Source organism: Flavobacterium sp. RSSA_27 (genome assembly GCF_051547125.1).
Lineage (GTDB): Bacteria > Bacteroidota > Bacteroidia > Flavobacteriales > Flavobacteriaceae > Flavobacterium.
The window spans coordinates 189,203-214,410 of the sequence record NZ_JBPTTN010000004.1 but is presented as its reverse complement, the minus strand read 5'-3'; the positions used below and the strand labels follow the sequence as shown (position 1 = coordinate 214,410).

Sequence of the window (25,208 nt, the reverse complement as noted above, 5' to 3'; positions counted from 1 at the left end):
GGATTATGTCGTCTCATTACGAAGCAACCATTAGAAAACCCTTAGTTATAGGTGATAAGTCTTATCACGATGTAACTGTAGATGTAGCTGCACCTGTTGAAGGTAAAGCCAATAAGCATTGGTGGATTGTATTTACAATCGCATTAACCGCTTTCCTTTGGGGATTGGGTTGTATTATTTACACAGTATCTACCGGAATCGGAACTTGGGGATTAAACAAAACAGTTGGATGGGCTTGGGATATTACTAACTTCGTTTGGTGGGTTGGTATCGGTCACGCTGGAACATTAATCTCAGCTGTACTTTTATTATTCCGTCAAAGATGGAGAATGGCCATTAACCGTTCAGCAGAAGCAATGACTATTTTTTCTGTTATCCAAGCAGGTTTATTTCCAATTATCCACATGGGTCGTCCTTGGTTAGCCTATTGGGTACTACCAGTTCCAAATCAATTTGGTTCTCTTTGGGTTAACTTCAACTCACCATTATTATGGGACGTATTTGCAATTTCTACATATCTTTCTGTTTCATTAGTTTTCTGGTGGACTGGTCTTTTACCTGACTTTGCGATGCTACGTGATAGAGCGATTACACCATTCAATAAAAGAGTTTATTCTATTTTAAGTTTTGGTTGGAGTGGTAGAGCAAAAGATTGGCAACGTTTTGAAGAAGTTTCATTAGTTTTAGCTGGTTTGGCAACCCCTCTTGTACTTTCTGTTCATACTATTGTATCGATGGACTTTGCTACTTCTGTTATTCCTGGTTGGCATACAACCATTTTTCCTCCTTACTTCGTAGCAGGTGCTGTATTCTCTGGTTTCGCAATGGTTAATACCTTGTTGATTATCATGAGAAAAGTATCTAACCTAGAGTCTTATATTACAATCCAACATATTGAGTTAATGAATATCGTAATAATGATTACGGGTTCTATAGTTGGTGTTGCATACATCACAGAGTTATTTATCGCTTGGTATTCAGGAGTTGAGTATGAACAATATGCTTTCTTGAATAGAGCTACCGGACCTTACTGGTGGGCATATTGGGCGATGATGACATGTAATGTATTTTCTCCTCAATTTATGTGGTTTAAAAAATTGCGTACAAGTATAATGTTCTCATTTATCATTTCGATTGTGGTAAATATTGGAATGTGGTTTGAACGTTTTGTAATCATTGTGACTTCTTTGCACAGAGATTATTTACCATCTTCTTGGACAATGTTTTCACCAACCTTTGTTGACATAGGTATTTTTATTGGAACTATTGGATTCTTCTTTGTATTGTTTTTGTTATATTCTAGAACTTTCCCTGTTATCGCTCAGGCTGAAGTAAAAACAATATTAAAAGGAAGTGGAGATAACTACAAAAGAGAAAGAGAAGCAAATAAAGATGTACACCATGAGTAATAAAGTAATATACGCTATATACAACGACGATGATGTATTAATGGATGCTGTTAAGAAAACACGTGCAGCACATTATCATATTGAAGATGTTTTTACCCCTTTTCCGGTTCACGGATTAGATAAAGCAATGGGACTTGCACCAACTAGATTAGCTATTTGTGCTTTTATCTATGGTTTGTGTGGTATTTCCTTCGCAACTTGGATGATGAACTATATTATGATTCAAGATTGGCCTCAAGATATTGGAGGTAAGCCAAGTTTTAGTTACATTGAAAATATGCCTTCATTTGTACCAATTATGTTTGAAGAGACTGTTTTCTTTGCTGCTCACTTGATGGTTATTACTTTCTATATGAGAAGTAGATTATGGCCTTTTAAAGAAGCCGAAAATCCTGATGTTAGAACTACAGACGATCATTTTTTAATGGAAGTAGCTGTAAATGATAATGAAGAAGAATTAGTTTCTTTTTTCAAAAGCACAGGAGCAGTTGAAGTAAATGTAATAGATAAGAATTAATTGTAGCTATGAGAAGTATATATAAATTAACACTTTTGGCTGGTATTACTTTGTTAGTTTCATCTTGTCATGATAAATTGGCACCAAACTATCAGTATTTTCCAAACATGTATGAATCGGTTGGTTACGAAACATATTCCGAATCTAAAGCATTTAAAGACGGAAAAGAGGGCCAATTGCCAGCAAAAGGTACTATCAAAAGAGGTTTTGATGTGTATGAATATGAAAATTCTACAGCTGGTTATGAATTGGCCAAAGCTAATTTAAAATCACCTTTAGATTCGTTAGAAAGAAATTCTGAAAAAGGAAAAGAACTTTTTGAAATTTATTGTATCAGTTGCCATGGAGCTACTGGAAATGGTAAAGGAAAATTAGTTGAAAGAGAAAAGTTTCTTGGTGTACCTAGTTACGCTGACCGTCCAATTACTGAGGGAAGTGTATTTCATGTTATTACTTATGGATTAAATTCTATGGGATCGCATGCAAACCAATTGAGTGCCCATGAGCGTTGGTTAGTTGTAGACTATGTTCTTAAACTAAAAAGCGAATTATAATTGTTGAACAAACTGATCGTAATAGATATGTATACATTTTCAAGTAGATTAAAAACTTTTTCTCTTATTCTAATGGCTGTTGGCTTGTTAGGTATTGGTTATGGTTTTTATAGTGCACCAAAAGATATTCAAGAAGTAGAAGCGCTTCTTGCTGCTGATTCACACGGAAGTCATGGAGAAGCATCTCATGCTACTACAGCTGTTGCTCATGATGAGCATGCTGCTACAACTTCACATTCTGATAAAGCTGAAAAACCAAGTCATAGTGTTAAGGAAGACGCTGAGCACAAAGAACATTTAGAGCATGTTTTGCATCAATTAAGCAATAAGCCATGGGCTGCTGTATATGTAGCTTGTATATTTTTTATGCTTTTATCGTTAGGTACATTAGCATTCTATGCAATACAACAAGTAGCGCAAGCAGGTTGGTCTCCAGTTTTATTTAGAGTAATGCAAGGTATAACTGCCTATTTGCCTATAGGTTCTGTAATTTTCTTTGTTATATTGGTTTTATGTGGTTTACACTTCAATCATTTGTTTATCTGGTTAGATCCTGAAGTGGTTGCTCATGATAAATTAATACAAACTAAATCTGGTTATTTAAACTTTCCTTTTTGGATTGTTAGGGCAGGTATCTTCTTGTTAGGATGGAATGCTTATAGATATTTTTCAAGAAAAAATTGTTTAGCACAAGATGAAGCTGATGATAATTCTTTCTATAAAAAGAATTTCAAAATGTCTGCTGCTTTCTTAGTTTTCTTTATTGTTACCGAATCTATTATGTCTTGGGATTGGATTATGTCAATTGATCCTCATTGGTTTAGTACGTTATTTGCATGGTATGTTTTTGCTAGTTTCTTCGTAAGTGGAATTACTACTATTTGTATGGTTACATTATACTTGAAATCTAAAGGTTACTTAGAGCATGTAAATACTAGTCATATCCATGATTTAGCTAAGTTTATGTTTGGTATCAGTGTTTTTTGGACGTACTTATGGTTTTCTCAATTTATGTTGATTTGGTACGCAAATATTCCAGAAGAGGTTACTTATTTTGTGACTAGAATTACAGAATTTAATTTACCATTCTTTGGTGCTGTTGTCATGAACTTCTTGTTCCCTCTTTTGATTTTAATCAATACTGATTTTAAGAGAATTACATGGGTTTTGGTGATGGCAGGAACTGTTATCTTATTAGGTCATTACATTGATTTCTTCAATATGATTATGCCTGGTACTGTAGGTGATCAATGGTTTATCGGAATACCTGAAATTGCATCGGTTTTATTCTTCTTAGGGTTGTTTATTTATGTTGTATTTACTGCACTTACAAAAGCACCTTTATTGCCAAAAAGAAATCCTTTCATTGAGGAAAGTAAGCACTTCCATTATTAATATTTTAAACAGAAAAACAGATGACAAGTTTGTTGGTAATTATAGTTTTAGTTTTATTAGCTGTTGCACTTTGGCAATTGACTAAGATATTTGATCTTACACAAGTAGGTTCAAAATCTAATGATTCGCAAATCGCAACCGATAATGATAATAACATTCAAGGATATTTGATGTTTGGCTTTTTAGCATTCATTTATATTTTTACAATTTATTCATTATTAAAATGGGGTGATCTGCCACTACATACACCAGCTTCTGAGCATGGAGGTACAGTTGATAACTTAATGAATATTACTTGGATATTAATTTTTACTGTTCAAGCAATTACTCAAGTTTTATTGCATTATTTTGCATTCAAATACAGAGGTAATAAAGATAAAAAAGCACTTTATTTTGCAGATAATAATAAATTAGAAGCGGTTTGGAGTGTAATACCGGCAGTGGTATTAGCGGGTTTGATTTTATATGGTTTGTATGCTTGGACGAATATTATGTTCATAGATGATGAAGAGGATACTGTTGTAATTGAATTATATGCGCAACAATTTAAGTGGACAGCTAGATACGCAGGAGCTGATCAAGTTTTAGGCAAAGCTAACGTTCGTTTAATTGATGGTGTAAATTCTGTAGGTATGGATTTAGCAGATAAAAACGCACAAGATGATTTTTTAACTACAGAGATTCATATCCCAAAAGGAAAAAAAGTACATTTTAAAATGCGTTCTCAAGACGTATTACATTCTGCTTATATGCCACATTTTAGAGCTCAAATGAACTGTGTTCCAGGAATGGTAACTGAGTTTGCTTTTACTCCTATTTATACTACAGCAGAATATAGAGAGTTGCCTTTTATGATTGAAAAAGTAGCTAGAATTAATGATTTGCGTGCTAAGAAAAGTACTGAATTAGTTGCTAAGGGAGGAACTGCACTTGATCCTTACACTTTTGATTATCTTTTGTTGTGTAATAAAATCTGTGGAGCGTCACATTACAATATGCAAATGAAAGTTGTTGTAGATACCCCAGAAGATTATAAAAAGTGGTTAAGTGATAAAGTAGCTTTAGTTAAAGAATATAAAGCTTCTAAAGAAACACCAGCCTCTACAGACGGAGCTGCTAAGTCAGATAGTTTAGACGGAGCAAAAGAAGCTGCTGCTGTTAAAGTAGCTATGAAATAATTATTTAAGAATATTTAAAAGTATATATATGTCAGCAGAAGCTCACGATCACGGACACGATCACGAACACGAACACCACCACAAGGATACGTTTATTACTAAATACATTTTTAGTATTGATCATAAAATGATTGCAAAACAATACTTGATTACTGGTATTGTTATGGGAATTATTGGTGTTGGAATGTCATTGCTTTTCAGAATGCAATTGGCTTGGCCCGAAGAGTCTTTTAAAATATTTAATATTTTATTAGGTGATAAATTTGCTCCAGAAGGTGTAATGGCAAATGATATTTATTTAGCTTTAGTAACAATACACGGTACCATAATGGTATTCTTTGTACTTACTGCGGGTTTGAGTGGAACATTTAGTAACTTATTGATCCCACTTCAAATTGGAGCCAGAGATATGGCTTCTGGATTTATGAATATGATTTCATATTGGCTATTTTTCTTGTCTAGTGTTATCATGATTTGTTCTCTTTTTGTCGAGGCTGGTCCAGCATCATCAGGATGGACAATTTATCCTCCTTTGAGTGCTTTACCTCAAGCAATTCCAGGTTCTGGTACAGGTATGACTCTTTGGTTAGTATCTATGGCTATTTTCATTGCATCTTCATTAATGGGATCTTTGAATTATGTTGTAACTGTTATTAATTTGAGAACAAAAGGGATGTCAATGACAAGAATGCCTCTTACTATTTGGGCTTTCTTTGTAACTGCCATTATTGGAATTATTTCTTTTCCGGTTTTACTTTCTGCAGCTTTATTATTAATTTTTGATAGAAGTTTTGGTACTTCTTTCTTCTTATCTGATATTTATATTGCTGGTGAAGTTTTACACTATCAAGGTGGTTCTCCAGTACTTTTTGAGCACTTGTTCTGGTTCTTAGGGCACCCAGAGGTTTACATTGTATTGTTACCTGCTTTGGGTATCACTTCTGAAATTATTGCTACTAATTCTCGTAAACCAATCTTTGGTTACCGTGCGATGATTATGTCTATACTGGCGATTGCGTTCTTGTCAACAATTGTATGGGGACACCATATGTTTATTTCTGGTATGAATCCTTTCTTGGGGTCTGTGTTTACATTCACAACTCTATTGATTGCAATTCCATCTGCAGTTAAAGCTTTCAACTACATTACTACATTATGGAAAGGTAATTTACAATTGAATCCAGCTATGTTGTTTTCAATTGGTTTAGTTTCTACTTTCATTACTGGTGGTTTAACTGGAATTATCCTTGGTGATAGTACACTAGATATTAATGTACACGATACTTACTTTGTGGTAGCTCACTTCCACTTGGTAATGGGTATTTCTGCACTTTATGGTATGTTTGCTGGTGTTTACCATTGGTTCCCAAGAATGTTTGGTAGAATGTTGAACAAAAACCTAGGATACGTTCACTTTTGGGTAACTGCTGTATGTGCTTATGGTGTATTTTTTCCAATGCACTTTATTGGATTAGCTGGTCTACCAAGACGTTATTATACTAATACTAACTTCCCACTTTTTGATGATTTACAAAATGTGAATGTATTGATTACCACTTTTGCTTTAATTGGTGGTGCATTTCAATTGGTATTTTTGTATAACTTCTTTGTAAGTATTTTCTACGGCAAAAAAGCTGAGCAAAATCCATGGAAATCTAACACTCTTGAGTGGACTGCACCTGTAGAACACATACACGGTAACTGGCCAGGTGAGATTCCTGAAGTACACAGATGGCCTTATGATTACAGTAAACCTGGTCATGATGTAGACTTTGTTCCTCAAAATGTTCCTATGAAAGAAGGTGAAGAAGTACTTCATCATTAATTTCAAAATTCATATTAAGCCTTTCGTAAAGAAAGGCTTTTTTATTGCAGTCCCTTTTTTTACCTTTATCGAATGAATGAACATTTAGACCCAACCAATAGTAATTACAATTCTGAAGAGCTTGATATTGAGAGAAGATTAAGGCCTCTTAGTTTTGATGACTTTGCTGGCCAAGATCAAGTTTTGGAGAATCTTAAAGTTTTTGTGGCTGCAGCTAATCAAAGGAAAGAAGCATTAGATCACACCCTTTTTCATGGTCCTCCTGGATTAGGAAAAACTACATTAGCTAATATTTTGGCAAATGAATTGCAAGTGGGAATCAAAATAACTTCTGGTCCAGTGCTTGATAAACCAGGAGATTTAGCTGGCTTATTGACCAATTTAGAGGAACGTGATGTTTTATTTATCGATGAGATTCATCGGTTAAGTCCTATTGTTGAAGAGTACCTTTATTCGGCGATGGAAGACTTTAAAATTGATATTATGATTGAATCTGGGCCTAATGCAAGAACAGTTCAAATCAATTTGAATCCTTTTACATTGATTGGCGCGACAACACGCTCTGGTCTTTTGACCGCACCAATGCGCGCTCGTTTTGGTATTTCATCTCGTTTGCAATATTATTCGACTGAGTTGCTAACTACTATTATTGAGCGCAGTTCATCCATTTTTAAAATGCCTATTACAAAGGAAGCCGCAATTGAAATTGCTGGTAGAAGTAGAGGAACACCACGTATTGCGAATGCCCTCCTTCGTAGAGTTCGTGATTTTGCACAAATTAAAGGTAACGGTACTATAGATATTGAAATAGCAAGATTTGCCCTTAAGGCACTTAATGTGGATGCACATGGTTTAGATGAAATGGATAACAAGATTCTTACAACCATCATTGATAAGTTTAAAGGAGGTCCTGTTGGTTTAACTACTTTAGCTACTGCTGTTTCTGAAAGTAGTGAAACTATTGAAGAGGTATATGAGCCTTTTTTAATTCAAGAAGGTTTTATTATGAGAACACCCCGCGGAAGAGAAGTAACTGAAAAAGCCTATCAACATCTAGGTAAAGTTAGAATGAATGTTCAAGGAGGATTGTTTTAGTAATGATTAATAACAAAGGAAAATATACTCAATTTATAAAAGCCGAATCTAAAAGACTCGGCTTTTTGTCTTGCGGTATTTCTAAAGCTGGTTTTTTAGAGAATGAAGCGCCAAGATTAGAGAAGTGGTTGACTAATCAAATGAATGGTCAAATGAGCTATATGGAGAATCACTTTGACAAAAGACTTGATCCAACTTTGTTAGTTGATGGTGCTAAGAGTGTAATATCTTTGTTATTGAATTATTATCCTTCTGAAGAACAAAATCCTGATTCTTATAAGATTTCAAAATATGCCTTTGGTCAAGACTATCATTTTGTAATTAAAGACAAATTAAAAGAGCTATTGTTATCGATTCAAACTGAAATTGGTGAAGTTTCGGGACGAGCTTTTGTTGATTCGGCTCCAGTACTCGATAAAGCATGGGCTGCTAAAAGTGGTTTAGGATGGATAGGAAAAAACAGTAATTTAATCACTCAAAAGGTTGGCTCATTTTACTTTATTGCTGAGTTGATTGTTGACCTTGATTTAGAGTATGATAATGCTACAACAGATCATTGCGGTACTTGTACTGCTTGCCTTGATGCTTGTCCAACACAGGCTATTGTTGCGCCTTATGTAGTGGATGGTAGTAAATGTATTTCATATTTTACGATTGAGTTAAAAGATGCTATTCCAATAGGATTCAAAGGAAAATTTGACGATTGGATTTTTGGATGTGATGTTTGTCAAGATGTTTGTCCTTGGAATCGTTTTTCGAAATCGCATCAAGAACCATTATTTCAGCCAAATCCTGAAATGCTTCAATGGTCTAAAAAAGATTGGGAAGAGATAACTAATGAAACATTTACTGTTGTTTTTAAAGATTCTCCTATTAAAAGAACTAAATGGAAAGGGCTGTCTAAAAATGTTTCTTTTTTGAAGTGATTTCCTTAAAAACCTTATGAATTCAAAATTTCTTGATTATTGAATTATTATTGTTAACTTTATAGTATAGTTTTTTAACATATTATACGGTTAGCATATGAATAGTTGTATTAAAAAATTTATAGGGGTAATTTTTTTATTAGTACTAAATTCATTACATGCCCAAAATTGTACTGTAAATGCTAATATCGCACAAACTATATGTTCAAATGAAACTTTGACTTTAGTAGGAAATGCGAATGGTGATGCCAATTTTGTGTTGAAAGGATGGACCCAGCTCAGTGGGCCTACAGTTAATATTCTTACACCCTCCCAATTAGTTACCAATGTTGTTGGATTTTTACCAGGGAATAAGTATGTTTTTAGATTAACCGGAATATGTTCAGATGGTGCTACGGTAAATGATGATGTTACTATTACTGTAAATCCAATTACTATTGCAAATGCTGGGTCAGATTTTACTTCCTGTAAAGGTACATATCTTTTAAATGCTACTACACCAGGGGTTGGTGAAAGAGGTGAATGGAGTATTATTGGCGCAAATAATGCCGGAGTTCAGCTTAATGATACAACTTTGCCTAATGCTACTTACCTTATTTCAGGAACATCTGCAGGATCTACAACCTTACGATGGACTATTTTTAATCCAATTTTAGGATGTACTTCTAGTGATGATGTTATTATTACAAGTTTTGGAGGGATATCACCTGTTTCTGCTGGACCAGATGAAGTTTTATCCAAATGCTATTCGAGTACTCAAAAAACATCACTATCAGGTTCTTTTGCAGGTAATGGTCTTGGAGGGCAGCAAGGTACATGGACGGTGATAAATGGCCCATCGGTTCCTACATTTTCAAATAGTAATAGTAATACTTGCACTGTCTCTAATTTAAAAGAGGGAGTGTATGTATTTAGATGGACCGTAGTTGGTTCATGTGTTTCAGGATTTGATGAAGTGCAAATTACAGTTCCGCCCCCAACTGCTGATGTCACGCCCTTAGAAGGAAAAACAATTAACTATTGTGATCAAACGACAAGTGCTTTATTAGTGGGTAAAATCCCTTTATATAATAATGAGGTAGCCTCTTGGGTGCAACTTTCTGGACCCTCTCAGGCAACTATAACTTCACCTAACACCTCATCTACAAACGTAACTAATCTTATTTCCACCGGGACATATGTTTTTCAATATACCATTTCAAATACTGTAACAGGATGTACCTCTTCTGCAAATTACAATTTAGTTTTTGCAGATACGCCTACTTTAAATTTAGGTCCAGATATAAGCCTTGAGTGTAATAGTACAGAAGTAAATATACCTATCCAACAAACAGGAAATGGTACTACTTCTTGGCGAATTATTAATGGACCGGCGAATCCTAATTTTCCAGTGTATCCCACAAATCCAGTCAATTTTACTGGAAATGTTTTAACTATTGACGGATTAATTAAAGATGGTTCCTACGATATTCGGGTTGTGAAATCGATACCAGAAGGAAATGCTTGTTCAACAGTTTCAGCAACAATAAAAGTCGTTGTTTCATCTGAACCATCAGGTGTAAATCCTGGGACACCTCAAGTGTTAGAATGTTCAAGTACTACGGCTGTTTTAGCAGGGAATATACCAGAATTTGGTATTGGAAAATGGACACAAGCTTCTGGTCCCACCACAGCCATTATTGCCGATCCTTTTGCTGCTGCTACTGAGGTATCAGGTATGACCAACGGATTGTATACTTTTCAATGGAATATATTTGGAGGGCCCCAATGTATTGTTTCTACGGGGATTGCTAGGATTCTAGTTTCTAATGTGAAACCAAACCTTCCCAATGCAGGTCCGGATCAAACAGTATGTTTTTCGTCACCAGTTCAGTTGAATGCCACATTGCCTTTAGCTAACGAAAAAGGGGTATGGACGATTGTTTCCTCAACTGGCTCGAACTTTAATATTAGTGATCTCGAAAACCCCTCAGCCATATTTACAGGAAATGACCCTAATGCTCAATATACTCTTCGCTGGACAGTATCCAACTCCTGTGATGTATCTTTCGATGAAATTACAATTACTACTACAAATGCCTTAGGTCCTATACAATCCAATGCAGGGCAAGATGCTTGTTTTCCTTCTGGGACTAAAACATTTCTTTTGAGTGGTAACGACCCAAGTCCAGGTGTCGGAATTTGGAAACAAATATCAGGACCCAATGTAATTATTGATAATCCTTCAATCTTTAATACCTCGATTTCTGGAGTAATAGATGGCAATTATGTTTTCCGATGGGAAGTAAGTAGTGGAGGTTGCTCACCTTCAATTGATGATGTTGCTATTGCAATTGCTCCCAATGTCTCAACATCGATAGCTGGTGCTAACCAAATTATTTGTAACAGTTCCACAACTATGAATGCAAATACACCGGTAGTTGGAAATGGAGAATGGAGTTTAGTGTCAGCAAATCCAGATATACTAATTAGAGATAAGTTTAATCCTAATACTATTGTCGAAAACATACCTGTCGGGACTTGGGTTTTTGCTTGGACAATAACAAATAATGGCTGTGGGACTTCTGTTTCGAATATGCAAATCACTGTTGAAGAAAAACCATCAGTTGCATTTGCAGGAAATGATCAGGAGATTTGTGATAATTCCCCTTTGATTATGCGTGCAAATAATCCTAGAGTTGGATTAGGGACATGGAATTTAGTAAGTGGGCCAAATGTTCCAATATATTCTGATTTTAATTCTCCTACGACAGTAATCGAAAATATTATTTCTGGGACTTATGTTTTTAAATGGACAGTTTCCAATGGATTATGCCCAGATAATTTTGATACGGTAAAGGTTGTTGTACGTGATTATGCAAAAGCCGGAGAAGATATTTTAAGTTGTGATGTAGGTGTAATACCTTTGGTTGGAACAATAGGTACCGTAGGAACTTGGTCTTATGTTGGGGGTACTATAAATCCAACTTTGACAATAACAGGAGGAAATTCGGCTTCAATTTCAAATTTGAGTAAAGGTATCGCTACCTTTCGTTATACTATACCCGCCGTTGGGAATTGTCCTGCTTCTTCTGATGATGTTCAAGTACTTATTGTAAGCGAACCCACTTTATCGGATGCTGGTTCGGATCAAAATTTATGTGATGCAACCCAATTTCAACTAGATGGTAATGTGCCTTTTTCAGGCAAAGGGAAATGGGAAATTCTCTCTGGCCCAGCTACTGGAACTTTTTTGCCTAATGCAACAGATCCAAAAGCGATATATTCAAATGCATCTCCAGGTGTATATGTTTTTCAGTGGGTGATTACTGATTTTGGCTGTAATTCTACTGACCAAGTTCGAATTGAAAACAATCAAAGTCCTACTAACCCGAATGCAGGCCCTGACCAATTACAAGTATGTGGCAATTCTACTACTTTAGGGGCTAATCCACCAAGTGTGGGTGTAGGTGCTTGGAGACAAGTTTCTGGGCCTAGTACTGCTAGTTTTAGTTCCTTAATATTGCCTAATCCAACAGTATCAAATTTAGTACCTGGAATTTATGTTTTTGAATGGAGTATTAGTAATGGAACTATTTGCCCAATAGAGCGCGATCAAGTTGTCATAACTGTATTTGAAAACCCCACCCAACCCGATGCAGGTCCAAATCAACAAGTGTGTGGTAATCTTCCCTTTGTACAATTAAATGCTAATAGTATTACAAAAGGTACTGGTACTTGGTCAATAAGCAATGGACCTAACGGAAGTTTTGCAAATAGTAATGATCCGAAAACATTATTCACGCCATCTGGGCCGGGTTCTTATACTTTAGTTTGGCAAGCAGCAACCCCTACTTGTCAATTGCTAGATACTGTTGAAATAGTGGTAGATGCCATACCAACAGTTGCTGATGCAGGCCCAGAAATTAGTATCTGCAAGGGAACCCCTTTGTTTATGAAGGCCAATACACCAATTGTTGGGGAGGGTAGGTGGACATCGAAAGGAGGGCCTAGTAATCCAGTATTTTTAAATCCAAACTCACCTACTACTCAAGTTGTTGGACTTGAAGTTGGGGAATACAATTTTGTTTGGGAAATAAGCAATGGTAGTTGCTTACCTAGTATAGACTTGTTGAGAGTTATTATCGAACCAGAAGCGACCATCGCTAGTGCTGGACTAAAACAGACAATTTGTAATACTGATACAGCAGTAATGAATGGTAATACTCCACTAGAAGGCATCGGACAATGGAGTTTTGTTAGTAATCCTAATGGGGCCATCATAACCAATCCCAATGATCCTACTACCACCGTAACCGGTTTAAATGTCGGGATAAATCGTTTACGTTGGACCATATCAAATGCCTGTGGTAGTAATTTTATAGAAGTAAATATTGAACGGTTATCGGATTTAGTAACTACTCCTTTAAATAATGAAACTATTTGTTTAGGTGGAACTGCAACTTTTACAACAACAACTTCTGGAAGTCAAAGTCCGTATTCTTATCAGTGGCAGAGCTCGACAGATAATGTGAATTGGATACCGATTTCTGGAGCAAATACTAGTCAATACACAACAGCTAATACTTTAAATTTAGGAAATTATTTTTATAGAGTTGAAGTATCAAACAGTTGCACAACAATCTATTCTAATGCTGCTTCTTTGACTGTAGTGAATGATCCAGTTGTTACAACTCAGCCTATAGGGACTACAATTTGTAGTGGAAATACCCATACAATGAATGTTGTTGCAACAGGTGGGACTGGTGTGTTGCTTTATCAATGGCAAGAATCAAATGATGGTACATCCTTTACTCCAATTGCAGGGGCAAACGGTAGTTCCTATACAACAACGGCATTAAATTCAAATAAATACTATCGTGTAAGAGTTACCCAAGCAGCTAGCGGTTGTGAAGTGTTCTCAACTGCTGCTATTGTTTATGTTACAACTATAACTACCCAGCCGTCAACTCCTGCTGATATCTGTGTAGGTGGAACAGCATCTATGTCAGTTGATGCTTCTTTAAATGGAGGTTCTGGTTCGATAAGTTTTCAATGGCAATCTTCCCCAGATGGAACATCATCTTGGACTGATGTAAATACCGGAAGTGGATTTACAAGCACAACTTTTACTACTGAAAATTTAACCAATTCCACATGGTATAGATGTAAAATAACATCAAGCACCATTCCATGTCAACTATTTTCAAGTAGCGTTAAGGTGACTGTTGTACCCGATCCGAGTATTACAGTTCAACCCATAGGAGAGGTGATTTGTATAGGAGGAAATCACACATTAAGTGTAACTGCTACAGGAGGAACTCCAGGTTTGAAATACCAATGGCAGTCCAGTTCCACTTCGGGTAGCGGTTTTGTTGATATTGCTGGAGCCAATAGTAGTTCTTACACAACTGGGAATTTTAATTCCATTCAAACCATTTATTATCAGGTTGTCATTTCAGCTGATGGAAATGGATGTAATTCCATTACTTCTTCTGAAGCAATAGTTACAGTTGTTCCTGATCCTGTAGTTACAGATCAGCCTGATGACATAACCATTTGCGACGCAACTTCAACCACTTTGAATGTAGTTGCAACGGGAGATTCATCCACAGGAGCACTGCGTTATCAGTGGCAATCAAGTGCAACATCTTCTAGTGGGTTTTCTAATATTGCTGGAGCTACTTCAGACTCATATACTACACCAATTTTAACTACAGATACTTTTTATAGGGTGGTTATTACCCAAGCTCCAAGTGGTTGTAGAGTGGTTTCTAATGAAGCAAAAGTGAGTGTTGCAAAAATAGCCGTGCAGCCTACTACGCCAGTTGCAATTTGTGTTGGAGGTATTATTTCGGTTGCTGTTACAACAACAGTTGTTCCTGGAACTACTTATGCTTACCAATGGCAAAGTTCTGCCGATGGAACAATTTGGAATAATGAATTGAATGCGTCTGCAACTACTGCTAATTTTACTTCGGATGCTTTAAATGCTACGACACAATTTAGATGCATTGTGACAACTATTAATCCAAGTTGTACATTAACATCTTCTGTGGTATCTGCAACTGTAGTTCCAGATCCAACAATCGATACCCCACCTGTTGGAGGAACAATTTGTATAGGTGGAAATTTCAATTTAAATGTTCTGGCTTCAAATGGAACTCCCTCATTAACGTATCAATGGCAATCAAGTACGACTTCTGGATCAGGATTTACAGATATAGTAGGAGCCGTAAACTCAAGTTTAAATGTAACATCATTATCCCAAACAACCTATTATCGTGTATCTGTTTCTGCCGCTGGAAATGGATGTACTACTATTACTTCTAATGAAGCTATGGTTACGGTTATTCCAGATCCAATAATTGTAACGCAACCAGTTGCAAATACAACAATTTGTAAAAATAGTTCGACTACATTATCCGTTGTAGCAAGTGGTGGTTCTGGGACTTTTTCATATCAATGGCAAAGTGCAACGTCTTTAGGTGGTAATTATACAGACATTCTAGGAGCTACTTCAGCTACGTTTTCAACAGCTAATTTATCAGCTACTACTTATTTTAGAGTATTGGTATTCAATTCTGGTTCAGGTTGTAATACCTTAACATCTAATGAAGCCATTGTATTTGTAGGGGATATTATTACACAACCTGTAGCACCAGCTGCCCCTATTTGTGATGGTGGCGTAGCAACAATTTCACTTATTGCTTCTGCTAATGGAGGAACAGCAACTTTTACCTATCAATGGGAGGCTTCTTTGGATGGTATAAGCGCTTGGACTTCAATTCCATCGGCTACTTCGAATAGTTTTACAACCCCAGCACTATCGACTAGTACGTTTTATCGATGTATTGTAACATCTTCCAATCCTACTTGTACAATAATTTCGGATGTTGTAAAAATTGAAGTGGTGCCAGACCCAATAATTACAACACAACCACTAGATGGTTTTGTATGTTCAGGAGGTGCCTATGATTTAAATGTAGTAGCTACGAATGGCTCTCCTTTTTTAACCTATCAATGGCAATCAAGTACTTCCATAAACGGTCCATATTCCGATATAACTGGAGCAACTAGCGCTAATTATACTACCTTGTCATTACTTACAACTACTTATTTTAGAGTTGTTGTAAGTGCCTCGGCAAACGGATGTACAACGGTTATTTCAAATCCAGCCACTGTTGCTGTAATTCCAGATCCAATAATTACAGCACAACCTCTTGATGGGGCAATATGTGTAGGAAATAATTATACATTTACTGTATCAGCAACTGGAGATCCTGTTTTAGGCGGAATTACTTATCAATGGCAAATTGCCGATGCTTTAACTGGACCATTTACCAATGTCGTTAACGGTATTGGTGGTACTACCAACAATTATACTACCCCCACTTTTACAACTACAACTCCAAGGTATTATAGGGCTTTAGTCAAACAAAATGCTTCTGGTTGTGAAACATTTTCGAATGTAGTTGTATTAACGATTTCAGCTTTACCATCAAGACCAATAGGTAATGTGGTACAACAACCCAATTGCAGTTTTGCTACTGGAACTATTAAGATCAATTCACCAGCTGAAAATTCTGGATTTGAGTATTCTATTAACGGAGGTTCAAGCTATCAAAATAGTTCTGTTTTTTCTAATTTATCAAGCGGAGTAAAAACAATTACGGTTCGAAAAATAGGAGCCACCACCTGTGTATCTCTTGGAACAGATTTCACCATCAACAATAGACTATGTGCTAATTCAGAAGTTTTTGCTTCTATTAATGGGGCATTGGGAGGAGCTACAACTAGTGTTTTAGGAACGGATACATTACAGGGAGCAGCAGTTACATTGAATCAGGTAACCCTTACTAAAAACAGCACTTCTTCACCTAATATTGAGTTAAACCCTACCAGTGGGATAATAACAGTAGCTCCAGGAACTCCAGCAGGGACGTACACAGTAATTTATACCATTTGTGAAAGGGCAAATCCAAGTAATTGTAGTACTGTTACAGAATCCGTTGTGGTACTACAATCACCCATTGATGCAGTAAGTGATATAGTCAATCCGAATGTGAATGGATTTGAAGGGCAACTCAGTGTGATAAATGTGCTATCCAACGATAAATTAAATGGTCTTATTACAAATGTATCACAAGTTACGGTTACTACTATAACTCCAGCAATTCCAATTGGAGGTGCCCCAATTCCAGTATTGAATCCAATTACAGGTAATATTGATGTACCTTCTGGAACACCCGCAAATAATTACAGTATAGAATATGAGATTTGTGAGAAATTAAATCCAAATAATTGTGATAAAGCAACCGTATTCATACCTGTAGTGGCTCCAATTATTGAAGCTACTAATGATACTTCTATTGCGATTAATGGATTTGTTGGAAATACAAATGTACTTAATGTACTTTCCAATGATTTGTTAAATAACAAAGCAGTGCTTCCTAATGACATTGTAGTTACTGTTGTTACGGCTGCTACTCCAATAAGACCAGGAGCATTAATTCCTGTTTTAGATGTAACCACAGGTGTTGTTAGTGTGCCTATGGGTACTCCTATAGGAACTTATACCCTTTCTTATAGAATTTGTGATAAATTAAATCCATCCAATTGCGATACAGCATCAGTAACTGTTATAGTATCGGCTACCACTTTAGTTGCCAATGATGATGATTTAGGCCCTGTTAATGGTTATGTTGGAGCTATCAATGTGATAAATGCCTATACGGTAAATGATACATACAATGGTAGTGTTGTAGATTTGTCATTGGTAACACCCACACTTTTAAACGCAGCTATACCTGTTCGTCCAGGTGCATTAGTCCCTGTTCTTGATGTTGCTACTGGTAACGTAACTATACCTGTAGGTACTCCTGCCGATGATTATGCTATTCAATACCAATTATGCGAAAATTTAAATCCAACTAATTGTGATGTTGCCTTAATTAATATAAGGGTTGCTGCTGCACCTTTAGTAGCCAATGATGATAATTCAATATCCGTAAATGGTAAAATTGGAAGTCCACAATTATTAAATGCTTATACTAATGATACGTTTAATGGAAATTCATTATCCTTAAGCGAATTGACGAAAGTAATTATTACACCAGCAGTTCCAATATTAGGTGGTCCTGTGCCAACTTTAGATTTGGCAACAGGTATTGTGAGTGTTCCTCCCAATACTCCTGCAGGAAGATATACGATTACTTATAGATTATGCGAAAATTTAAACCCACAAAATTGTGACCCTGCTACAATAGTAGTTAATGTAGATCCTTCTCCAATTGAAGCCAATGATAATTTTGTTTTGATTAATGGGTTTACTGGTGGGAATAATGTATTGCTAGTTTTGTCAAATGATAAATTATTAGGAGTACAACCTGCATTGTCAGATGTTGCTATTTCTTTAGTAAAAGGGGCAGTTCCAATAAATGGAGGACAAATACCTATATTGAACCCATCTACAGGATTTGTATCTGTACCAGCGGGTACCCCTGCTGGAGATTATGTTATTGAATATAAGATTTGTGAAAAACTAAACCTGACGAATTGTGATTCGGCATTTATCACAATAACCGTTCTGCCTACTTCTATTGATGCCATTAATGATGCTTTCACGAGTATCAATGGAGTTATAGGAGAGGCAAATATTGGTAATGTTTTTACTAATGACGTTTTAAATGGAGGACAACTTAATCCGAATCAAGTAGTATTAAATGTGATTCAACCTGCCCAATCCAATGGTGGTGCTGTCCCTATACTAGATACTTCAAATGGTTCAGTAAATATAGTGCCAGGAACACCAATTGGTAATTATTTCATTGAATATGAAATTTGTGAACGATTAAATCCATCCAATTGTGATCGAGCTATTGTTAGAATTGGAGTAAATTCTTTGCAAGGGCCATTATCCATTAGAGCCGTTAATGACAATGTTACTAATGTAAATGGATATGTTGGTGCTCAAGGTATACTAAATGTTTTGGCAAATGATATCAACAGTAATTTGCCAGCCAATTTAAGCAATGTTAATTTGACCGTAGTAAGAGCTGCTTCTTCCAACAATGTTGGAACAGTTCCAGTACTCGATGCCACAACTGGCTTAGTAAATGTTCCGGCTAATACGCCAGCAGGTGGTTATACAATTATTTATTCTATTTGCCAAAAATTAAATCCATCAGTATGTGACTTGGCCACTGTATCTATTGAAGTTTTGGCTCCAACTATTGAAGCGTTTGATGATTTAATTAGTGGAGTTAATGGTCAATTAGGTCAACCTAATGCTATTAATGTATTGAATAATGATTTATTGGCTGGAGCCAAAGTAAAATTAAATGAGATTATTATTTCTGAAGTGGTGCCTGCTAATGCAATTGACGGTAATGCTATTCCGTATTTAGATACCGCCTCAGGGGCCATTACAATACCCCCTGGTACAGCAGCCGGAGAGTATACCATTGAATATTCTATTTGTGAAATTCTCAACCCTGATAGTTGTGCCTATGCTACAGTTACGGTACAAGTGGTTTCTTCAACTATTCAAGCTAATGATGATATCATCACCTCAGTAAATGGTTTAATAGGGGCAACCGAGATTTTAGATGTTCTTTCCAATGATAAAATTAATGCCATCAATGCCACTATCAATTTGGCCACGATAACCGTAAAGGTTCCCGCAGTTGCAATAAACGGAGGTCTTGTTCCAATTTTAAATGAAGCATCGGGTAAAGTCACCATACCAGCAGGTACTTCATCAGGAACCTATACCATCGAATATGAATTGTGTGAGAAATTAAATCCACTGAATTGTGATAGCGGAATTGTATCCATCACTGTTGTTGCACCTTCTATTGTAGCCAATGATGATTTGATTTCAAATGTAAATGGATTTGATGGGACAAGTAACGTATTAGATGTTTTACAAAATGATACTCTAAACGGAGTGCTTACAGATATTTCATCTGTAAATGTATCCGTACAAACATCGGCAATTGCTATAAACGGAGGAGCTATTCCCTACTTAGATACCACCACTGGTTTCATAAATGTGCCTCAAGGTACATCAGCGGGGACCTATTTTATTCAATATAGTATTTGTGATAAATTGAATCCTTCAAATTGTGACAAAGCATTAGTAACTATAAATGTTAGCCTTCCAAGAATTATAGTAAATGCTGATAATGTTACTCAAATTAATGGTTTTGAAGGTAATTCAAACGCAATTAATGCATTAACCAATGATCAGATAAATACGCAACCCATAGATCCAAGTAAAGTTAGAATAACGGTAGTATCTAACCCAACTTCTCTAGGAGGAGCTGTTCCAATATTAGATAGAGCGACAGGAATAGTTTCTGTTTCACCTCAAACTCCAGCAGGAACCTATGTAATTGGTTATCAAGTGTGTGAATTGTTGAATCCGAGTAATTGTGATGCGTCTAAAATTACAATTGAAGTTATTCCAGCTGAAATTAATGCAGTAGACAATATAGTGACGGGAATTAATGGTTTCATTGGCGCCAATGATGTCATCGAAGCTACTGCCAATGATTTATTAAATGGTTCAAAAGTTGATGTATCGGCCATTGTTATTTCTTTAGTTGCTCCAGCAATCTCTCTTGGTGGAAACGTCCCTGTTTTAGACACTACTACAGGTTTGATAAGTGTTCCAGCAGGTACTTCAGCAGGATCTTATACCATAACCTATAAAATTTGCGAAAAGCTAAATCCAACAAATTGTGATGTAGCAACAATCACTATTCAAGTAATTGAAACTGATATCATAGCCGTTGAAGATCGGGTTGAAGGCATCAATGGCTCTTTGGGAGCAACAAATGTAATCAATGCATTAACTAATGATATATTGAATGGAGCAGCTCTTTCACTGTCGGATGTCTTGTTGACTGTAGTAAACCCTGCTGCACCTTTAGCAGGTGGATTGGTTCCTGTTTTAGATGTTACCAACGGATTCGTAAATGTTCCTCAAAATACACCAGAGGGAGAATATGTTATTGTGTACCGTATTTGCGATAAATTAAACCCAGCCAATTGTAGTGAAAATGAAATTTCAATACAAGTAATTGCTGGTACAATCATAGCTAACAATGATGAAATTACAGGTGTTGATGGATTTGTAGGGGTTGTAGATGCAATTGATGTTTTGACGAATGACACCTTAAATGGCACAACTGCAACTCTAACCAATATAATTCTTAATGAAGTTCTGCCGGCTACTTCTGCAAGTGGAGGAAAAGTACCATTCTTAGATCTAGCAACCGGAAAAGTAACGATCCCTCCAGGTACCAAACAAGGAGGCTATTTAATAGTGTATCAAATTTGCGAAAAGCTAAACCCTCTAAATTGTAGCATTGCTTCAGTAAAAATAGTAGTTGGCTTATCTAATATTGTTGCAAATGCTGATGCCGTTTTTGATGTTAATGGATATCAAGGTGAAACAAATGTTCTTAACGTTCTTTCTAATGATTTCTTGTCCAATTTACCTGCAGATAATAATGATGTAGCTATTGTCGTCATTAATCCTGCTCAATCAATAAACGGTGCTCCAGTACCAATACTTGATGTAAATTCTGGTTGGATTTCGGTACCTGCTGGAACACCTTCAAGAGACTATTTTATTGTTTATGGTATTAATGAAAAACTCAACCAAAGTGTTTCGGATGTTTCTTATGCACTCATCAGTGTGAATGCCGCTCCATTAGATATCAATGAAGATATTCCTTTACTACCAGTCATTGGTAACTCAGGTAATCCATCTGTAATCAATGCTTTTGAAAATGACACCTTTAATGGATTGAGTTTGAATCTTAATGAATTGAATGTAAGCGTAGTAAGAGAGGCGGGGTCTACGACATCCAATACTCCATTTCCAAAATTGGATACTACCACCGGAATAGTAAGTGTACCAGCAGGTACTCCAAGTGGTATTTATACTATTACTTATGCTGTATGTGAAAAGCTAAATCCCAATAATTGTGGTCTAGGCTTAATTCAAATCAAAGTAGTAGATGCACCCATTCAAGCCAATGATGATTTAACTAGAGTTATTAACGGTTTTGATGGGGCTAATAATGTTTTGAATATACTTACTAACGATAAATTGAATGCTATTCCTATTGCAATAACAGATGTGAATTTGCAAATTATTCAATCAGCCGTTCCAATCAATGGTGGTCAAGTACCATTTATAGACCCAAATTCAGGTAGTGTTTCTGTGCCAAAGGGAACTGCCGCTGGTATATATCAAATGCAATATGAAATATGCGAAAAATTAAATCCAACAAATTGTGCCAAAGCCAACATTTTTGTATTAGTAAAAGCCCCTATTATCGAGGCAAACAATGACTTTTTAATTAATGTCAATAGTTTTGTGGGCGATTTGGGTTCATTAAATGTGTTGACTAATGATAAAATCAATGGACTTGCGGTTGTACGCTCTGATGTTGTTATAAAAATAATTAACCCTGCAATTTCAATCAATGGAAGACAGGTTCCTTATATTGATGGTAATGGAAAACTTATTGTTCCTCCATCAACACCTTCAGGATTTTATAGAATTGATTATTCTATTTGTGAAAAATTAAACCCAAGTAACTGTGATGTAGCCTCGGTTGATGTAGTTGTAAATCCACCAATTATTGATGCAATAAATGATACTACTCCTGTAGTTATTGGAACTAACGGGAAAAATACAGTAATGAATGCATTAAAGAACGATAGATTGAATGGGGTTTCACTCAATAATTCAATGGTTAAAATTAGTGTGATCAAAAAGGCAAAACCATTATATGTAGGTGCTCCTGTTCCTTATCTTGATGTTTCTAATGGCAACATTAGTGTTCCTTCGGGTACTCCAGCAGAAACCTATTCAATTGAATATCAAATTTGTGAAAATTTAAATGCATCTAACTGTGACGTAGCAACAATTCAAATCAAAGTTACCGCTGCTCCGATAATTGCTGTAGATGATTTTGAAGGACCAATTAATGGTTTGATAGGGAATAATTCCGTTATGAATGCCTTTGCGAATGATACTTTTAACGGTTCAGCGATCACCCAAAAATTGGTAAATGTGAGCATCATCAATCCAGCTTCTCCAAGATTTACTGGTGCAAATGTACCTAGTTTAGACAGTACTACCGGAATAGTGAGTGTTCCAGCCGATACTCCTATTGGGGTATATACTATCGTTTATAAGTTGTGCGAACGCCTCAATCCACTAAATTGTGCAGAGGCAATTGTTCGCCTTCAAGTGACTGCTGCGGCTGTTGATGCTGTTGATGATGAGGTGGTTGGTATTAACGGATTTATTGGTAATCCAAATGCCATTAATGCTTTTGCGAATGATACCTATAACGGCTTCCCTCTAGAATTGAATAAACTTACCATTAGAATAATCGAACCCGCATTGCCCATTCGAAATCGTTTAGAGCCTAAATTGAATATAAATGATGGAACTGTTAGCGTTCCTGCGGGTACTGCTGCTGGAAATTATGTTATCGTTTATCAAATCTGCGAAAAACTCAATCCAACCAACTGCGATATTGCTTCCGTTAAAATAAATGTAACCACTACAAGTATTGATGCTGTTGATGATGTTTATCAAATTGTAAATGGTAATGATGGAGCAACTTCTGTTCTTAATGTACTAAACAATGACCAATACAACAATGGAAATGCCACCTTAAATGATGTCAGAATCGTGAGTATTCCAAGTGGTCCTATAACGATAAATAGTGATGGGTCAGTAAATGTAGCCCCAAATACTCCTTCGGGGACCTATACCCTAAATTATGCAATTTGCTCCTTACTAAATCCTTCCAATTGTGATCTTGCAAAAGTTACTGTTTTGGTACAAGTGCCCAATGTAAAACTAATCAAAAAAGGTGTTTTTGTTGATGGAAACGGGGACGGAATACCTCAAGTTGGTGAGAAAATAAATTACTCCTTCACCATAACAAATACGGGGACTATGACCCTAACGAACCTGCAGTTGACTGATCCAAAAGTTACCATTACTGGAGCTCCAATAGCATCATTACAAGCTGGAGAATCAAATGTGTCTAATTTTAATGCTACTTATATTCTAAAACAAGCAGATATCGACGCAGGAAAAGTAATCAATCAAGCTACAATAACCGTACAACCTATAGTTGGAAGTTTACGCACTTTCTTGTCCGATAGTGATGATGTTTCATTAACAGGGGACACAGATCCTACCGTTACTCCTTTATTGCCATCCAAACAAATCACATTGATCAAAAAAGGAGTGGTACAAGGAATTGGTGTAGTAGGGGATACCATCAAATACAGTTTTGAATTAAGAAATAGTGGAACAGTTTCTTTAACTAATGTTGCAATTATTGACCCCATGTTATCTGCAAGTCCTCTTGGCGTGACTCCTTCAACCTTACTCCCAGGGCAAGTAGGAACACTAGAAGTTGTTTATACTATTACAGCAAAAGATTATGCGTTGGGAGAAGTAATAAATACCGCAATAGGACAAGGAGATGCACCTGATGGTACCCTAGTAACAGATATTTCTGATTCAGATAATCTTACCGCTACTGGACCTGACGACCCAACAATCGTTCAATTAATTGCCCAGCCCAAAATAGCTCTAATCAAAACCGCTACTTTTGATGATAATAACAATGATGGCAAAGCAGATGTTGGTGAAACGGTAACCTATCTATTTTCTATTACTAATAATGGTAATGTGCCATTGTCTAATGTTTTTATAGAAGATGATAAACCTGGTATAAGAATCCAAGGCTCGCCTATTACTATGGCTGTAGGAACAACAGACACGAATACTTTCAGAGCAGTATATGTTTTAACTTCAGAAGATATTAAAGCAGGATTTGTTGAAAATCAGGCAAAAGTAAAAGGAACGACTTCGCAAGGTTTAACCATTGAAGATCTCTCTGATCCAGTTTCTTTTACGTCGGATAATCCTACTTTGATTAATTTTGATAGTTGTAGATTGGAAATTTTCAATGCCATTTCACCAAATGGAGATGGAATCAATGAATATTTCAAAATAAATGGTGTAGAATGTTACCAAAATGTGAACGTAGAAATTTTTGATCGTTGGGGCGTACTAGTTTATTCTGGATTGAATTATGATAACAATACCGTGAAGTTTGTAGGAATTTCAGAAGGAAGATCAACACTTAAAAAAGGCAGCCGACTTCCAGATGGAACCTACTATTATGTAATAAAATATCAAAATTATCGTGGGAATACTATACAAAAAGTGGGGTATTTGTTTATTTCTTATTAATTAATAATAAACCCATTT

The 25,208-nt window shown here is 36.1% G+C and carries 9 protein-coding genes; all 9 read left to right on the top strand.

The window, feature by feature from the left end:
- Nucleotides 1–5: 5 nt before the first annotated feature.
- The 9 genes from nrfD to ACSVH5_RS07285 all read left to right on the top strand — a co-directional run bounded on the left by nrfD (nucleotide 6) and on the right by ACSVH5_RS07285 (nucleotide 25,190).
- Nucleotides 6–1,409, top strand: a complete 1,404-nt coding sequence (nrfD, locus tag ACSVH5_RS07325; protein ID WP_159690109.1) for an NrfD/PsrC family molybdoenzyme membrane anchor subunit — start codon at nucleotides 6–8, stop codon at nucleotides 1,407–1,409.
- A complete protein-coding gene (locus ACSVH5_RS07320) occupies nucleotides 1,402–1,926 on the top strand; it encodes a DUF3341 domain-containing protein (protein ID WP_159690111.1) in 525 nt (174 codons plus the stop codon). Before nrfD ends, ACSVH5_RS07320 begins: the two co-directional genes overlap by 8 nt.
- An 8-nt stretch (nucleotides 1,927–1,934) precedes the next feature.
- Nucleotides 1,935–2,480 carry a c-type cytochrome gene (locus ACSVH5_RS07315; RefSeq protein ID WP_438060790.1) on the top strand — a complete coding sequence of 182 codons (546 nt, stop codon included), beginning with the start codon at nucleotides 1,935–1,937 and terminating at the stop codon, nucleotides 2,478–2,480.
- A 27-nt stretch (nucleotides 2,481–2,507) separates the two neighbouring features.
- The gene (locus tag ACSVH5_RS07310) at nucleotides 2,508–3,875 is read left to right on the top strand and encodes a quinol:cytochrome C oxidoreductase (protein ID WP_438060789.1); all 1,368 of its coding nucleotides are present in this window, start codon (nucleotides 2,508–2,510) and stop codon (nucleotides 3,873–3,875) included.
- A 20-nt stretch (nucleotides 3,876–3,895) separates the two neighbouring features.
- Nucleotides 3,896–5,053: a cytochrome c oxidase subunit II gene (locus ACSVH5_RS07305; RefSeq protein ID WP_438060788.1), complete on the top strand. Its 1,158-nt coding sequence runs from the start codon at nucleotides 3,896–3,898 to the stop codon at nucleotides 5,051–5,053.
- 28 nt (nucleotides 5,054–5,081) lie between these two features.
- The gene (locus tag ACSVH5_RS07300; RefSeq protein ID WP_438060787.1) at nucleotides 5,082–6,878 is read left to right on the top strand and encodes a cytochrome c oxidase subunit I; all 1,797 of its coding nucleotides are present in this window, start codon (nucleotides 5,082–5,084) and stop codon (nucleotides 6,876–6,878) included.
- A 72-nt stretch (nucleotides 6,879–6,950) separates the two neighbouring features.
- Nucleotides 6,951–7,973: a Holliday junction branch migration DNA helicase RuvB gene (gene ruvB, locus ACSVH5_RS07295; protein ID WP_438060786.1), complete on the top strand. Its 1,023-nt coding sequence runs from the start codon at nucleotides 6,951–6,953 to the stop codon at nucleotides 7,971–7,973.
- Between the two features lie 2 nt (nucleotides 7,974–7,975).
- Nucleotides 7,976–8,899, top strand: coding sequence for a tRNA epoxyqueuosine(34) reductase QueG (gene queG, locus ACSVH5_RS07290; protein ID WP_438060785.1), 924 nt, complete (start codon nucleotides 7,976–7,978; stop codon nucleotides 8,897–8,899).
- Between the two features lie 97 nt (nucleotides 8,900–8,996).
- A complete protein-coding gene (locus ACSVH5_RS07285; protein ID WP_438060784.1) occupies nucleotides 8,997–25,190 on the top strand; it encodes a PKD domain-containing protein in 16,194 nt (5,397 codons plus the stop codon).
- The last annotated feature ends 18 nt before the right edge of the window (nucleotides 25,191–25,208 follow it).